This window comes from Oceanotoga teriensis (assembly GCF_003148465.1).
GTDB lineage: Bacteria > Thermotogota > Thermotogae > Petrotogales > Petrotogaceae > Oceanotoga > Oceanotoga teriensis.
In genome coordinates this window covers 30,636-48,258 of the sequence record NZ_QGGI01000010.1, presented here as the reverse complement: position 1 = coordinate 48,258, position 17,623 = coordinate 30,636, and the positions used below count along the sequence as shown (strand labels likewise).

15 protein-coding genes are annotated in these 17,623 nt (G+C 27.5%); 14 read left to right on the top strand and 1 reads right to left on the bottom strand.

Annotated elements, in window-relative coordinates; translation table 11 throughout:
* Positions 1-82: 82 nt before the first annotated feature.
* From C7380_RS07940 to corA, 11 genes are all read left to right on the top strand, one after another.
* Positions 83-1,678: an ABC transporter substrate-binding protein gene (locus tag C7380_RS07940; protein WP_109604972.1), complete on the top strand. Its 1,596-nt coding sequence runs from the start codon at positions 83-85 to the stop codon at positions 1,676-1,678.
* Between the two features lie 71 nt (positions 1,679-1,749).
* On the top strand, positions 1,750-2,724 hold the full coding sequence (locus C7380_RS07935) for an ABC transporter permease (protein WP_109604971.1): 975 nt from the start codon (positions 1,750-1,752) through the stop codon (positions 2,722-2,724).
* Between the two features lie 5 nt (positions 2,725-2,729).
* Positions 2,730-3,560: an ABC transporter permease gene (locus C7380_RS07930; RefSeq protein WP_206050563.1), complete on the top strand. Its 831-nt coding sequence runs from the start codon at positions 2,730-2,732 to the stop codon at positions 3,558-3,560.
* Positions 3,561-3,564: 4 nt separating this feature from the next.
* Positions 3,565-4,512, top strand: a complete 948-nt coding sequence (locus C7380_RS07925; protein ID WP_109604970.1) for an ABC transporter ATP-binding protein — start codon at positions 3,565-3,567, stop codon at positions 4,510-4,512.
* Complete coding sequence (locus C7380_RS07920; protein ID WP_109604969.1) at positions 4,494-5,459, top strand: ABC transporter ATP-binding protein; 966 nt, start codon at positions 4,494-4,496, stop codon at positions 5,457-5,459. Before C7380_RS07925 ends, C7380_RS07920 begins: the two co-directional genes overlap by 19 nt.
* A 2-nt stretch (positions 5,460-5,461) precedes the next feature.
* Positions 5,462-6,520 carry a mandelate racemase/muconate lactonizing enzyme family protein gene (locus C7380_RS07915; RefSeq protein WP_109604968.1) on the top strand — a complete coding sequence of 353 codons (1,059 nt, stop codon included), beginning with the start codon at positions 5,462-5,464 and terminating at the stop codon, positions 6,518-6,520.
* 31 nt (positions 6,521-6,551) lie between these two features.
* On the top strand, positions 6,552-7,553 hold the full coding sequence (locus C7380_RS07910; RefSeq protein ID WP_158274847.1) for a serine hydrolase domain-containing protein: 1,002 nt from the start codon (positions 6,552-6,554) through the stop codon (positions 7,551-7,553).
* Positions 7,550-8,839, top strand: a complete 1,290-nt coding sequence (gene lysA / locus C7380_RS07905) for a diaminopimelate decarboxylase (RefSeq protein ID WP_109604966.1) — start codon at positions 7,550-7,552, stop codon at positions 8,837-8,839. Before C7380_RS07910 ends, lysA begins: the two co-directional genes overlap by 4 nt.
* A gap of 18 nt (positions 8,840-8,857) precedes the next feature.
* The gene (locus tag C7380_RS07900; RefSeq protein WP_109604965.1) at positions 8,858-9,868 is read left to right on the top strand and encodes a dipeptidase; all 1,011 of its coding nucleotides are present in this window, start codon (positions 8,858-8,860) and stop codon (positions 9,866-9,868) included.
* A gap of 12 nt (positions 9,869-9,880) precedes the next feature.
* Entirely contained in the window at positions 9,881-10,960 is a 1,080-nt protein-coding gene (locus tag C7380_RS07895; RefSeq protein WP_109604964.1) for a C40 family peptidase, read from the top strand.
* Positions 10,961-11,033: 73 nt separating this feature from the next.
* Entirely contained in the window at positions 11,034-12,086 is a 1,053-nt protein-coding gene (gene corA / locus C7380_RS07890) for a magnesium/cobalt transporter CorA (protein WP_109604963.1), read from the top strand.
* A 35-nt stretch (positions 12,087-12,121) separates the two neighbouring features.
* Here corA and C7380_RS07885 read toward each other — a convergent pair whose 3' ends face one another.
* A complete protein-coding gene (locus tag C7380_RS07885) occupies positions 12,122-13,507 on the bottom strand; it encodes an L-cystine transporter (RefSeq protein ID WP_109604962.1) in 1,386 nt (461 codons plus the stop codon).
* A gap of 258 nt (positions 13,508-13,765) precedes the next feature.
* Between C7380_RS07885 and C7380_RS07880 the strand changes: the two genes are divergently transcribed.
* The 3 genes from C7380_RS07880 to C7380_RS07870 are packed head-to-tail and all read left to right on the top strand — an operon-like array spanning position 13,766 to position 17,614.
* Positions 13,766-14,131 carry an oligopeptide/dipeptide ABC transporter ATP-binding protein gene (locus C7380_RS07880; protein WP_109604961.1) on the top strand — a complete coding sequence of 122 codons (366 nt, stop codon included), beginning with the start codon at positions 13,766-13,768 and terminating at the stop codon, positions 14,129-14,131.
* Between the two features lie 49 nt (positions 14,132-14,180).
* The gene (locus C7380_RS07875) at positions 14,181-15,179 is read left to right on the top strand and encodes a LacI family DNA-binding transcriptional regulator (RefSeq protein ID WP_109604960.1); all 999 of its coding nucleotides are present in this window, start codon (positions 14,181-14,183) and stop codon (positions 15,177-15,179) included.
* On the top strand, positions 15,173-17,614 hold the full coding sequence (locus tag C7380_RS07870) for a beta-mannosidase (protein WP_109604959.1): 2,442 nt from the start codon (positions 15,173-15,175) through the stop codon (positions 17,612-17,614). Before C7380_RS07875 ends, C7380_RS07870 begins: the two co-directional genes overlap by 7 nt.
* The last annotated feature ends 9 nt before the right edge of the window (positions 17,615-17,623 follow it).

Genomic DNA, 17,623 nt, shown 5'->3' with positions numbered 1-17,623 from the left:
AGTTTTGATATGAAAATATAACATTGTATAATTTTTGTAATCAATAGGAAATAAATAAATCCTATTTCAAGGGGGGAATAATATGAAAAAGTTTGTTTTATTGTTAACTTTACTGTTGATAAGTTTATTTGCGTTTTCAAATACGCTATCAATGATATCTTCTGTCTCTGGTTCATTCCAAAAAAACTTTAACCCTTATTTTAATTCTGGTACAACTTATACTTCTAAAGGGTTTATCTATGAAACATTATTTTATATAAATGGATATACTGGAGAAACATCGCCTTGGCTCGCAAAAGAGTATAAATGGGCAGATGATTTAATGTCTATGACTGTAGATTTGAGAAATGATGTTTATTGGCATGATGGAGAAAAATTTAATTCAGATGATGTAATAAACACCTTCGAAATGATAAAAGACTTTCCTGCACTCGACACAGGCTCAGTATGGAAAAATGGCCTTGAAAAAGTAGAAAAAGTCGATGATTACAAAATCAAATTTATACTAAACAAAATAAATACTTTAGCAACTCAAGACTTATTTTCAGTTTATATAGTTCCAAAACATATATGGGGAGATTTAGAAGATCCTTCAAAATATGCCGATGAAAATCCTATTGGAACAGGTGCTTTTAAATTAGATCAATTTACATCACAGGTATTTACATTGATTAAAAATGATAAATATTGGCAAGAAGAAAAAGTTCATGTGGATAAGATAAGAATTCCAGCCTTTACAGGAAATGATACAGCCCAACTCGCTCTGATGAATGGAGAAATAGACTGGGGAACGATCAATTTCCCTAATATGGAAAAAATATTTGTTGGTAGAGATAAAAAACATAATCATTATTGGCTTCCTGGCGGAAATCCTGTAGCAGTTTATTTCAATCTATCTCAAGAACCTTTCAGCAATAAAGAGTTTAGAAGAGCCATAGCTCATGCAATGGATACAGATCAAATAATATTGATGGCAATGACAAACTATGCTTCAAAAGCTAATCCAGTTGGTATAAAAGAAGGATTTTCTAATTTAATAGATGATTCACAAAAAAACAATTGGTTCAAAAAAGATATAGATAAAGCAAAAAATATATTAAAAAATCTTGGATACAAAGAAGGTAGAGATGGAATATTCCAAGATCAAAATGGTAAAAAATTGAGTTTTGAATTAATGGTACCAGCTGGTTGGACTGATTGGATAGCTGTTACTCAACTCGTTTCATCACAGGCAAAGAAAATTGGAGTAGATTTAATAGTATCTCAAGTTGATTTTGGAAGCTACATGCAAAAAATAAAAGCAAAAGATTATCAAATGGCAGTGAGCTGGTCAACATATGGAGAAAGCCCTTATAATTTCTATGAAAATTTCATGCATTCAAAAAATGCTTATTCTGGTAGTAATAGAAGTGGTTGGACAGATGAAAAAACTGATGAATTAATAGATGTTTTTAGATCTACATCAGATGAAAATAAAAGAAAAGATGCTATGTTTGAACTTCAAGAAATCTTATTAGAAAACATTCCAGCTGTTTTATTGTTCTACAACCCTGTATGGTTCGAGTATTCAACTAAAAACTTCACAGGTTGGCCTTCAGAAGAAAATAATTATACAAGTCCAAGAATAACTGGTATGGATAAAATGGCTATAATATTAAACTTAAAACCTGTAAAATAAAAAATTGGTCAGGACCTTTAAAGGTTCTGACCATTAAATAATATATAAAATATCCTTATAGGGGGAATAATATGAAATATATGAGCCAAAAAATATTATTTTTTATAATAGCTTTATTTGCAGCAATGACTATAAATTTCATAATTCCAAGAATGATGCCTGGTGATCCTGCCGAAAGAATACTATTAAGACTTGGCGGAGATATAGATGAAAACTCTGTAGATGCTATGAGAATAGCACTTGGAATTGATCAAGAAACACCTGTAATATCTCAATACTTTACATATTTAAAGAATACCTTTACTTGGAATTTGGGTGTTTCATTCTCTTATTATCCCATACCAGTTTCTCAATTATTAGCAACCTCAATTCCATGGACTATAGGATTGGTAGGAATATCGACACTGTTCAGTTTCATAATAGGAACATGGCTTGGGGTTTATTCAGGATGGAATAGAAGAAAAAAATCTGGAACATTTATTACAACAGCAAGTTTAATAATAAGGGCTTTTCCATACTTTTGGCTTGCATTAATATTATTATATGTTTTTGGATTTCTTTTAGGATGGTTCCCAATATCAAATGCATATTCAACCTCTGAATTCTTAAGTGGTTGGGATTTTGTAAAAAGTGTAATATACCATGGTATATTACCCTCTATAACTTTAGTATTAGCTTCTTTAGGATCTTGGATTTTAACTATGAGAAACAATATAGTTTCGATCTTATCTGAAGATTATATATTACTTGCAGAAGCGAAAGGATTAAAAGAAAAAAATATCATGAAAAATTATGCTGCAAGAAATGCTATTTTACCAAGTGTTACAAGTTTTGGTCTATCCTTAGGTTACATAATAGGAGGCGCATTATTAACAGAAATAGTTTTTTCATATCCTGGAGTTGGTTATATGATGTATAAAGCCGTTACATCACAAGATTATCCTTTGATACAAGCAATATTTTTTATAATATCTCTATCTGTTTTAATAGCAAATTTTATACTCGATTTCGTTTATATGTATTTAGATCCAAGGACAAGGGGTTGAGTTGAATGAATACAATAAAAAATATGAATATAAAGGGAAAAATAGGACTTGGTATAATAACATTTTTTATAATAATTGCAATTTTTGCACCTTTGATATCACCTTATAATCCTTCTGATATGGTAGGAATGCCTTATTTGAGCCCTTCCAAAGATTTTTTATTTGGAACTGACAGAATGGGTAGAGATATACTATCTCAACTCATATATGGAACAAGATTATCATTAATAGTTGGATTATCGACTGGATTACTGATGACAACAATATCAGTTACTCTTGGAATGACTGCAGGTTACTTCGGAGGAGTTGTTGATAGAATAATATCAACAATAATAGATATATTCTTAGTAATTCCTGGATTACCACTGATGATAGTAATATCTTCTTATATAAAAGTTCGAGGAGTTCTACCCATAATACTCGTAATATCTTTTACAAGTTGGGGACCAGGCGCGAGAGTGATGAGATCTCAAGCTATGACTCTAAGAAATAGAGAATTCGTAACTGCTTCAAGAATAACAGGTGAAAACCATTTAAGTTTAATATTTTCTGAAATAATGCCAAATATGCTCTCTTTAATAGGTTCTAATTTTTTTACAGCTGTTTTAACAGCTATAATAGGTGAAGCATCATTAGAATTTTTAGGATTTGGTGACGTAAGTGCTACAACTTGGGGAACAATGCTATACTGGGCACAAAATTCATCTGCTCTTTTAAATCAATCATGGACATGGGTTTTAGCTCCTGGTGTTGCAATAGCTCTTTTAGGGGCAAGCTTTGCATTATTAAACTTCTCATTAGATGAACTTACAAATCCAAAATTAAGAGGAGAGTGATTATATGCTTTTAGAAGTTAAAGATCTAAATGCAGGTTATGCAACAAAAGGCAAAAAAGTAAGAGCTGTAAAAGATGTGTCTTTTTACCTTGAAAATGATGATTTTTTAGGAATAGCTGGAGAATCTGGATGTGGCAAATCCACACTTCTCTTTTCACTTATAAAGTTATTAAAAAATCCTGGAAAAATTTTTGACGGTGAAATAATATTTAAAGAAAAAAATATATTAAATTTAAAAAAAGAAGAATTGAGGAAATTGAGATGGAAAGAATTTTCTCTTGTAACCCAAAGTGCTATGAACGCTTTAAATCCAGTTATGAAAATAAAAGATCAATTTGCTGATGTAATAATGGAACATTCAAAAATAAAAAAATTGGAAGCTTATAAAATGGCTGGAGATTATTTAGAACTTGTGGGAATTCAAAGGGAGAGAATAGAATCATATCCTCATCAACTCTCTGGAGGGCAAAAACAAAGAGTAGCAATAGCTATGGCCTTAGTATTTTCTCCATCACTTGTAATAATGGATGAACCAACTACAGCTTTAGATGTTGTTGTTCAAAGATCTATAATGGAACAAATCGATAAAATAAGAAAAGATAAAAAATTCTCGATAATATTCGTAACTCATGATATTTCTTTATTATTCGAAATATCAAAAAGAATAGCCATAATGTACGCCGGGGAATTAGTTGAAATAGGGCCTACAAAAAAAGTCTATAAAACTCCTGCTCATCCTTATACAAAAGGATTGATAAACTCTTTTCCAAAATTGGACTCTGAAATAAAACAATATGAAGGAATACCTGGAAAAATCCCAGACTTATCCCAAGATATAATTGGTTGTCCTTTCATGGAAAGATGCAGTTTAGCAACAGAAAAATGTAAAACAAAACCAGAATTCAAAAAAATAGACGAAGGTAGGTGGGTAAAATGTCATTTCCCACTATAATACAATTCAAAAATATTCAAAAGACATTTACAATAAGAAAAGGTATAAAAAGCTATAAATTATATGCCTTAAGGGATATCAATCTCGAAGTAAAGGAAGGCGAAGTAATTTCTCTTGTTGGTGAATCTGGTTCAGGTAAAACAACTCTTTTAAGATTAATAGCAAGGATTTATACCGAAACAGATGGAGAAATATATTATAAAAACAAGAAACTTCCAAAAAAAATAAATGGAAAGAAAAACTTAGAATACAGAAGAGATGTTCAAATGATATTTCAAGATCCATTTTCTTCTTTAAATCCAATAAAAAAAATATATTCAATATTAAAAAGACCTTTAAAAATTCATAAATTTGATAATACAGAGAATAGAGTCATAAAAGCACTTGAAGAAGTTGAATTAACTCCAATAGATTCATATATAAACAAATATCCCCATGAACTTTCTGGTGGACAAAGACAAAGAGTTGTAATAGCAAGATCTATAATAACAAGACCAACAATAATATTGGCAGATGAACCTACCTCCATGCTCGATGTTTCTATAAGGGCTGGAATAATGAACTTGCTTCTAAAAATACGTGAAGATTTAAACACAACTTATATACATGTAACCCATGATCTTGCAGCTGCGAGATATATTTCTGACAGAATAGCGGTTATGTACGCTGGAATGATAATGGAAATAGGAAATGCGGATGAAATTGTTTTAAATCCTTTGCATCCCTATACACAACTACTAAAAAAAGCAGCTCCAAATCCTGATAAATTAGAACAAGAAGAACTGGGCGATACTGGCGAATTACCCGATACAATAAATATACCAAAAGGATGTCCTTTTTATGATAGATGTCCAAAAAAAATGGATATATGTAATAAAAAGATTCCTGAGGTTTATAATATAAAAGAAAGACAAGTAAGATGCTTTTTATATAAAAAAGAGGTGTAGATATGAAAATAACGGATATAAAGACAGAAAAATTAAATGTAGAACTCAAAGAACCATTTATAACATCAGCAGGTCCATTATATGCAATAGAAAATGTTTTAATAACAATTGAAACAGACTCTGGAATAAAAGGTTATGGAGAATCAGCTTTTGAATACAGAGTCACAGGTGAAATACAAGAAAGTATAATCGCTGCTATACAAAAATTTATAAAACCTTGTTTAATTGGAGAAAATCCATTAAATACAGAAATAATACATGAAAAAATAAATAAAGCAATACATAATAATTATTCTGCAAAAGCTGGTGTCGAAATAGCAATATACGATATAATAGGAAAAACATATAATATACCTTTATACACACTATTTGGAGGATATTCAAATAATTATCAAACAGATATAACTATCAGTTTAAACGATCCCAAAACAATGCTTGAATCCGCTTCAAAATATGTCAAAGAAGGTTTTGATACATTAAAAATAAAAGTTGGAAATGAGCTATCAGAAGATATAAAAAGAATAAAAACGATAAGAGATAATTTACCAGAAAAAATAAAAATTAGAATAGATGCCAATCAAGGATGGACACCAAAAGAAGCAATATATGCTTTGAATAGATTAAAAAAATATGAAATAGAATTTGTTGAACAACCTGTACATGAAAAAGATATAAGAGGAATGGCCTTTGTAAGAAATAATACAGAAATACCTGTAATGGCAGATGAAAGTGTTTATACTCCACAAGATGTAATAGAAATAATAAAGCTCGAAGCAGCTGATTTAATAAATATAAAACTCATGAAATCTGGAGGAATATACAATGCATTAGATATAGCAAAAATATCTCAAGCTGCTGGTATGAAATGTATGATTGGATGTATGATCGAAAGCAATATATCTATAACAGCGGCTGCTCATCTTGCTACTGGATGTAAAAATATAAAATATATAGATTTAGATTCAGATCTATTCTTAAAACATAATTTCTCCAAAGGAGTTAAAACAGCTGCGGGTAATATAACTATATCTGATAAACCAGGGCTTGGAATCGAAATATAGAATAATACAAAATAACATGGAGGATAAAAAAATGAAAAAAAAGATTGAAAACTTCATCTTAGAAGGATTAAATAATGTTTACACTGCAGCGTCAATCTTAATAGGCCAAAATGATGAAATAATTATGGAAGAATATTATGGAACAAAAGATGGGAAAAGCCCTATAAATGATCAAACATTATTCGATATTGCAAGTTTGACCAAAATTGTTTCAACAACAACAGCGATAATGAAATTATACGATGAAAAAAAAATACATCTCGATGATAAAATCAAAAAATATCTAGATGTAAAAGGTGAAAAAGGCGAAATAAAAATAAAACAATTGCTACTTCACGAATCTGGAATGCAACCATATTCAGAACTATGGCAAAAATATAAAAATAAAGAATTGATGGACAAAATAATACAAATTCAACCACAAAATAAACCATGGACTCAATATGATTACTCCTGTTTAAACTTTATAACTCTTATGAAAATCGTAGAAAATGTTTCAAAAACACCTTATCAAGACTATATAAAAAATTTATTCAATCAAATAGGAATGTTTCAAACAACTTATAATCCTCAAAACACAGAAAATATAGTACAAACATCTATAAGAGATGGAATAAGATTACAGGGAAAATCTGATGATGAACTATGTTATTATCTTGGTGGAGTATCAGGAAATGCAGGCATATATTCAAACATAAAAGACTTAAGAAAATATGTATTAAATATATTAAATCCAAAGATAATAAGTAAAAAAACTATAGACAAGTTCACAAAAACAACAATACATAAAGGTGAAAAGTATGCCCATCTTGGATTTATGGCACCACCACAAGCAGGCTGTACAAATGCTTTAGATGAAAAAAGTTTTGGCCATAATGGATTTACAGGTACATCAATATGGATAAGACCAGATGGAAAATTCTCGATATTTTTAACAAATTCAGTTTATTATGATAGAAGAGCTTACAAAGATAAACTTCAAATAATAAGAAATAATATAAATGATGCCATTTTTAAAGAGGGAATAATATGAAAATAGATGAAAATAAATTATACATAAATGGAGTATCTGCAGAAGAAATCAGAAAAAACCATGGAACACCCGTAATAGTATATGATTATGATGAAATAATAAAAAACATATCAGAATACAGAGATAATTTCAAAAAAAACTATGAAAATTTTTCGATAACATATGCATCAAAAGCTTTTTTAAATAGAACTTTATGCAATATTTTTAAAAAAGAAAACTTAGATATAGATATAGTATCTTCTGGAGAACTTGCAATAGCTTTATCCGCAAACTTTCCAGTTGAAAAAATTTATTTTCATGGAAACAATAAAACAGAAGAAGAAATAAATTATGCCATTAAAAATAATATTGGAACTTTTATAATAGACAATTTACAAGAAGCTCAAAAAATAGATAAAATAGCTAAAAAATATGGTAAAAAAATAAAAGCCATAATGAGACTTATTCCAGGAATAGAAGCTCATACTCATGAATACATAAAAACTGGCCATATAGACTCAAAATTTGGATTCAACTTGTACAAAAACCATGCTTATTATGAAATAGAAAAAATTCAAAATAACTTAAAAAATATAGACATAAAAGGAATTGGTGCTCATATAGGTTCACAAATATTTGATATAAAACCGTATGAAGATTTACTAGAAGTATTATTCGAATTTTCTGAAAAACTAAAAAATATAAACATAGATATAAACATATTCGATATTGGTGGAGGACTTGGAGTAATATATACCGATGAAGACACCTATATATCAAAAAAAGAATTTGTAGAAAAAGTATCTAAAAAAACTAAAACACTTGCAAAAAAATACAATAAAAAAAATCCTCATCTAATAATAGAACCCGGAAGATCTATAATTGCAACTGCCGGAACAACATTGTATACAGTGGGAAATATAAAAGAAAACTCAGAATTGACAAATTATATAGCTGTAGATGGTGGAATGGCAGACAATATAAGACCTTCTCTATATCAGGCAAAATACACTGCATATATAGCAAATAAAATGAAAAACAAAAAAGAGAAAATTTATACAATAGCTGGGAAATATTGTGAATCTGGAGATATATTGATAAAAAACATAAAACTCCCAATAGCTGAAATTGGAGATATAATAGCTATCCCAGTAACAGGAGCTTACTCTTATTCAATGGCAAGCAATTACAATGGAGCATTAAAACCAGAAGTTATAATCATAAAAAATAAAAAATCATATATAATGAACAAAAGAGAAACTGTTGAAGATCTTCTAAAAAATGATATAAACATAAAAGATTTGTAAAAGAAAAAGGAGATAAAAATGAACGATAAAATAAAAAAAATACATGATGAAACAATAGTAGTAGATGCTCATTATGACCTACTAATGGACTTAACCTTACAAAAAAATTTCAATAAATTCAATGTAATAAAAAATGATCATCTCAATAACTTCAAAAAAGGTGGACTATCATTAATAGTATCATCAATCTTTATAGATAAACCAATATATAAAGAAGCATATTTACATGAAACTCTGGATCAAATAGCTTTATTCATGGAGGAAATAGAAAAAAATGAAGAAATTACTTTTTGTAGAAGCTATGAAGATATACTTAATAGCAAAAAACAAAATAAAATTGGAATAATGCTATCTTTTGAGGGTGCAGATCCTCTTTTTGATGATTTACATTTATTAAAAATATTTTATGAACTTGGAGTAAGATTCATAGGTTTAACATGGTCAAGAAGAAATTATATATCAGATGGATGCAAATTTGGACCTGTTGAAAAAGATAAAAGGAGTTATGGAATAACAGACTTTGGCGTAAATTTTATAAAAAAAGCTGAAAACCTTGGTTACATAATAGATATAAGCCATCTAAGTGAAACAGGTTTCTATGATTTTATAAAGATAAATCAAAAACCATTCATAGTATCTCATACAAATATAAGACATTTTACAAACAATACGAGAACATTATCAGATGAACAAATAAAAATCATAAAAGAAAATGATGGAATAATAGGTATAAACTCTTATAAAGAGTTTTTCAATGAAAAATCAAAAAACATCTCGGCTTATGTAGATCAAATAGAATATATAATAAATAAAATTGGTGATAAAAATGTTGGTATAGGTTTAGATATCTGTACTCATTTATTAAAGTATGAACCTTTCAATGAAGAAAAAATATCTCCAAATATCATAAAAGATCATTCAGAATTCACTAAAATAACAGAAGAAATGCTTAAAAGAAACTATAATGAATCAACTATAAAAAATGTACTCGGAGAAAACTTTATAAATTTTTATAAAAACAATCTTTAATGAGGTGTATTTATGGATATAAACTCAATAGACTACTGGTTAAATAAATTTGAAGATGAAGATTTAACCTCAAAAAGAAGTATAGACGAAATAAATATAGAAATAAAAAAATCATTAAAAAATGGCAATTATGAAAATCTTCTAATAGATGAAGATGAACTATTAAATAAATCCGAAAAGCCTGGTATCATAATAAAAAGAACCGATATAAAAATACAACCACATGAAAATATAGTATTAGAACCAAATAATAAACATCTCGATATGAACCAAATGACAGCTTTAAACATATATGATATAGTAGACATAAAAGAAGAAACTAAAAATTGGTATTATATAAACAGTTCAACAGCAGATGGATGGATAAAAAAATCCGATGTAGCTTTAATAAAAAATAGAAAAGAAATATCAAATATAAAAAATTCAAAAAATTTTATACTAGTAAATCAAAGTTATTTAGAAACCGAATTTAATGTGCATGATGATAGAGCATCATTCGTAGAATTTTTTCTCGGAGATAAAATTCCGTTATCTCAAGATTATTATGATGAATATCCACAACCTGGATACAAAATAAAAATTCCTGTAAAAAATAAAGATAATTATGTTGAATTTATAGATGGATTTATAGCCTTAAACAAAGAAATAGAAAAAAATTACTTGAATTATACCAGAAAAAACTTATTAAAAACAGCCTTTAAAATGCTTGGAGAAGCTTATGGTTGGGGAAGTCGATTGAGAAGAAGAGACTGTTCTTCATATATAATGGATATAATGAAAATATTTGGAATAAAAATACCGAGAAACAGTGGCATACAAGAAATAGCTGGAAATTTCAACTGTATAAAAAAAGAAAACATAGATATAGAAAAAATAAAACCAGGTGATATACTATACATGAAAGGCCATGTAATGCTGTATATAGGAAAAGATAAAGAAAAACATTATGTAATACATTCAGGTGCTGGATATTCAGAAAAAAATGAAATCAAAAATGTTTATTCAGTTTTCATAATGGATATTGAAAAGACCTTAAAATCTGGAAAATCAACATATATAGACGCTTTAACTTCTGTAGTAAAACTATATTAAAATACACAATCTCTCCTTAAAAAATTAAAAATTATTATTTTTAAAATATAAAGAAATTGAAGGGGATGATAAAATGAACATAAAATTAATCAATAAATATAAAAAAACAAATATGACAAATGAAGAAAAGTATACAGGTGAAGCTAAAGGTGAAACAACACAAATCAACTATTTTCTATACAATAAAACATCTGGAAAATGGGGGGATTATTTAAAAGAAGAAAATTCGATAATTCCAAATGATGAAGATATTTTATGGATAAATGTTACTGGACTATATGAAACAAATAAAATAAAAAAATTATGTGAAAAATTTGAAATAGACCAATTAACAATAGAAGACATATACCATACAAATCAAAGAAACAAAATAGAAATCCATGATAACTATTCATTCATAGTATTAAAATTGATAAACAAAAAAGAAGAAATATATACTTATGAACAATTCAGTGTAATATATAAAGACAATCTCATAATAACTTTCAATGAAACTGAAAATAAAAATCATGAAACCATAAAAAATCAAATTGAGGAAAACAAGAAAAAAATAAAAGAAAAAAAATCAGATTACTTAATGTATGCAATATTAGATAAAATAATAGATGATTACTTTATAATAAATAATGAATTAACAGAAAAATTGGAAAAAATAGATGAATCTGTGAATATGGATCCAGACCAACAAGATTTAATAAAAATAAAATCCACAAAACAAGAAGTAATATACTTCAAAAAAAATATAATGACCTTAAAAGAAACTTTAATGTTCAATAAAGATGATTTCTTTAAAAGATTAAACAAAGAAAATAAAGAATACTATAGAGACTTATTCGATCATGTATATCAATTATATGAAAGTGCAGATATATTAAATGAAACATTGACAAACTTAACTGAAATATACTTCTCAGCTATAAGTTATAAAATGAATGAAATAATGAAAGTATTGACTATAATATCAACTATATTCATACCTCTTTCATTCTTAGCAGGACTTTATGGAATGAACTTCAAAAATATGCCTGAATTAGACTGGAATTTTGGGTATCCATTATTAATAATAATAATGCTATTAATAGTATTAATAATGTTATTAATATTCAAAAAAAAGAAATGGTTTTAAAAAATCCCAGATTTTAAATCTGGGATTTTATTAAATCAAACATCTTCCTCTATAACCTCTTTATTATATAAATCTAAATCAAGTTGTTTAAGAACTCTTGAAGAAAGAATACCACTCAACATAGATCCACTAACATTCAAAGCCGTTCTTCCCATATCTATTAAAGGCTCTATAGATATCAAAAGTCCTACAAGTGCAACTGGCAAATCCATAGCTGATAAAACAATCAAAGCCGCAAAAGTTGCTCCACCACCAACACCGGCAACCCCAAAAGAACTAATAACAATAATTACTATTAAAGGGATCAAAAAACTTGGATTTAATGGATTAATACCTTGTGTAGGTGCTATCATAACGGCTAACATTGCGGGATAAATCGCAGCACATCCATTTTGTCCTATAGATGCCCCAAAAGAAGCGGATAAATTAGCTATTGCTTCTGAAACACCAAGTTTTTTAGTCTGAGCTTCTATATTCAATGGAATAGTTCCTGCACTCGTTCTTGAAGTAAAAGCAAAAGTTAATACTGGCAAAGATTTTTTTAAATAATGTTTTGGATTCAATCCAAAAATCATCAAAAATATCAGATGAATTATAAACATTATTATAATTGCTACATAAGAAGCTAAAACAAATTTGCCAAGTCTTACAATACTCTGATAATCACTTAATGCAGTAACTTTAGTCATGAGAGCTAAAACTCCAAAAGGGGTCAATCTCAATATAATAGTAACCATTCTCATAACAACATCATGTAAAACATTAAATCCAACTCTGAACTTCTCAGCAATATCAGGTTTCTTTCTTTTAAGGCCTAAAACTGAAATCCCAACAAAAGTAGAAAAAATCACAACAGCTATCGTTGAAGAACTTCTCGCACCAGTCATATCCAAAAACGGATTATCTGGAATGAGTTCTGTAAGTCTTTGAGTCAGAGGAACTTTGTTCAGATTTTCAAGTCCACTCTGTAAAACTTCTCCTCTTGCAAGCTCTGCTTGCCCAGCTTGCAACCCTTCAGCCGATAAACCAAAAGAAACAGCAGTAAAAACTCCGACTACAGCTGCTATACCTGCTGTTAAAACCAAAAATCCTATAACATAACCACCAAATTTTCCCAATGATTTACCATCTTCAAGATTTATTATTGCAGTAGTTATTGAAACCATTATAAGAGGCATAACTATCATCTTTAACAATCTAACATATCCATTTCCAACTATATTAAACCAGTTAACTGACTGTTTTAAAACTTCCGAATCACTTCCATAAATAAACTGCAAAACAGCCCCAAAAACAATTCCCAAACCAAGGGCTAAAAAAACTCTTTTGCTAAAAGACACATGCTTTTTTTGCATTTTATAAATTATAAAAATGAAAAAAGCCATTATAAGTATATTCAAAATAATCAATGATGTGTTCATAAAATCTCCTCCCTTAATAAAATATTATTTCTATATACTACTAATTTTATCATATTTAAACATTTAAAAAAAGTTAAAATATATTTAAATTACTATAAAAAATTAAAAGCTTTTAATTAGATAAATAAAGATTTCGACAATTAAAAGTATTTAAATACATTATAGGTTGTAATGAAACAGAAATATAGATTTTTCATGTAACTTGTTTCATGGAATTATATAATTAAGGGTAAAAAAATAAATTCTGAAAGGTAAATAATGCGAAATAACTATGAAAAAGTTCTTTTTTATTCTATTTTGTTTTATAATGATATTTTCATTATCTTTTTCAGAAAATATCAGATATGGTGGAACAGTGAAAATAATAAATTCATAATGTATAATGGCGATATATTAGAAATTGGTAATTCTTCTGATATAATTAATGATCCTTTTCATCCTTATACTAAATTATTGAAATCGGCCGCTCCTAAACCAGAATCAGGTCTTAAACCTGAAAGAATCGATACTAAAGGTGAAATCCCAGATTTGACTGATTTACCTTCTGGTTGTTCTTTTCACCCTCGTTGTCCTTTCGCTTCTGATTTATGTCGTTCTTTCTTCTCCTTCTTTTCATCATTTTGAGCATAGGTCTGTTAAATGTCATTTATTCAATAAATAAGAGGTGTTATTAATGGCTACGATTAGAGATATTTCAAAATACTCTGGTATATCTATAGCAACTATATCGAGAGTTCTAAATGCCAAGGGAAATGTTTCTGAAGAAACAAGAAAAAAAGTTTTAAAGGCTATAAAAGATCTTGGTTATACAAGAACAGATATGATTAAAAAAACAGCTAAAAAAGTAATAGGAATTATTGCTCCTGGAGTAGGCATTCATTATAGTCTTATAATAGAAGGAATTGAAGAAGAATTAAAAAATACTGATTATCAAATGTTTATTGCAACAACAGATCAAGCAATAAAAAAAGAACAGGCAATAATAGATGAATTCATGACGAGAAAAATAGATGGATTCATAATATGTACTTCAAAAAAAGATGATGAATATATAGAAAAACTAATACAATCAGCAATACCTGTAGTTGTAGTAGATAGACAAGAAAGTGAAATAAATACAGATTCAGTAAGTATAGACAATTATACAGCAGGTCAAAAAGCGGTAGAGTATCTTTATGAAAAAGGACATAGAAAAATACTATTCATAGATGGATATATATATTCACATCAACCAAGAAAAAAAGCTTTTATAGACTTTGCAAAAAAGAAAAAAGATATAACTCTATATATAGAACAAGGTGGAGTTACTCCAAAAGAAGGATATAAAGCAACTAAAAATTTTATGAAACAAAAAAAAGATATAACAGCTATTTTTTATGTAAATGATTGGCAAGCCATGGGTGGAATAAAAGCACTTACAGAAGAAAAAATAAATATCCCTGAAGATATTTCTGTAATGGGATTTGATAATGATAATTATGGAAATTATTTAAATCCATCATTAACAACTATACATCAACCGAGAAAAGAAATTGGTATGAATGCCGCAAATCTTTTAATAGAAAGAATAGAACACACTTGCAAAAGTAAAGTAAAAAGAAAAATATTATTACCAACTAAAATAATAGAAAGAGAATCCGTAAAAGATATATCGGAGGGAAAAATATGTTAAAAAAAATATTATTAAACTCTAATTGGGATTTAAAAGATGAATTTTCAAAAATAAATTTGAAAACAGATATACCCTCGAGTACATATGAAATACTCGAAAAAAATAATATAATACAAAATCCATATTATGGTCTCAATGAAAAAGAAGTTCAATGGGTACATAAAAAAAATTGGATATTCAACAAAACTTTCGAATTAACAAAAGAAGATTTAAATAACTCGAAAATAGAACTAATATTAGAAGGCATAGATACATTTTCAGAAATTTATTTAAACAATAAATTACTTGGAAAAACAGATAATATGTTCCTTGAATATAAATTTGATATAAAACCATATGCTCAAAATAAAAATGATTTAAGAATAATAATAAAAGATTCTTATAAAATTTCGAAAGAAATAAAAGGATTATCTATAAAAAGCCATAAATTTGCTGAAGAAGGTGTAGAAAAAATAAGAAAGGCAGCTTATTCATTTGGTTGGGATTGGGGGCCAGTCATAATAGACTCCGGTATATGGAAAAATATATACATAAATACTTATGAAGAAAAAATACCAGATTTTTATCTTGATATAACTTTAAATGAAAATTATGAAAAAGCTAATATAAAAATTGAATTTGAAAAAATATTTGAAAATGAAAATTTAAATTATGAAATAAAAATAAAATCCCCCGATCAAAAAACAATTTCAAAAACAACAAAAGATAAAAAATTAGAATTTATAATATCTAATCCAAAATTATGGTGGACAAAAGAGTTAGGAAAACCAAATTTATATGAAATGGAAATAAAATTAAAAAATGAAAATATGACTTTAGACTTAAAGAAATTTAATTTTGGTATAAGAGAATTAAAACTAATCCGAGAAAAAGATGAATGGGGAGAATCATTCTACTTTAAATTAAATGGTATAAATATATTCGCAAAAGGCGCTAATTGGATACCCGTAGATAATCTAATAAATAGAGGAGAAAAATTAAACTTATATGAAAATTTGATAAATGATTCAATAAAAGCAAATTTTAATATGATAAGAGTATGGGGTGGAGGAATTTATGAAATAGATAAATTTTACGATCTATGTGATCAAAATGGGCTATTAGTATGGCAAGACTTCATGTTTGCATGCAAACCCCAAACAGATTATGAAGGTTTTTATGAAAATATCGACAAAGAATTTGAATACAATATAAAAAGATTAAGAAATCATCCATGTTTAGCTTTATGGGTAGGAAACAATGAAATAGAAGAAGGATGGGAACTATGGGGTTGGAAGTACTTCTTCAATAGAAAATACATGAAAGTCTATAAAGAGATATTTGAAAAGATATTACCTCAAAAAATAAATCAATTAGATCCTAACAGACAATATTGGCCAAGTTCACCATCAAGCGGCGGAAATTTTAAAGATCCTAACAGTCCAAACAAAGGTGATTCTCATTACTGGGATGTATGGCATTCTGGAAAAGATTTTAAAAGCTATAGAAATTTTGATTCAAGATTCATGTCAGAATTTGGATTTGAATCATTTCCAAACTTAAAAACTATAAAACAATTTTCAGAAGAAAAAGATTTTGATTTTTACAGTAAAGTCATGGAAAATCATCAAAAAAATGATGCCGGAAATAAAAAAATATTTGATTATATGAAAAAAAGATTTAAAATACCTAATAAATTTCAAGACAAGGTAATAATTTCTCAATTAACTCAAGCTGAAGCTATGCAATATGGAGTAGAACATTGGAGAAGAAATAGAAATGATAACCATTGTATGGGCTCATTGTACTGGCAATTGAATGATTGTTGGCCAGTCGCAAGTTGGTCTTCAATAGATTATTATGGAAGATGGAAAGCACTTCATTATTTTGCCAAAAGATTCTACAATCCCATACTTATAAGCATAAAAGATGATGAAAACCAGTTTGAAATTTGGTATACCAACGATCTCCCAAAAATTATAAAAGGAAGCTTAATCTTAAAAATTTCAAATGAAAATGGTGAAATAATAAAAAGTGAAAATATGAGTATAGAATTAAAAAAATTATATTCAGAAAAAATAAAATCATATAAATTAACTCAAAAAAATGTAATAATAGAATATGAATTTAAAAATGATGATTATAATTATGAAAATTCATTTATAATTGGTGAACCAAAAGACTTCAATCTTTGTAATCCAGAATTAGAATATGAATTAGAAAAAATAGAAACAAATAAATTTTTAATTCATATAAAAATTAAAAAACCTGCATTATATATACAAATCGATACTAAAAATATAGATTTTATAAGTTCAGATAATTTTTTTAATATGTTAAAATCCAAAAAAACTTTAGAAATAATAACAAAAAAAGATATAGAATTAAACACCTTAAAAAAAGACATAAAAATAAAATCTTTATATGAAATATATGACAAAAATCCCTCTATATAATTATATAGA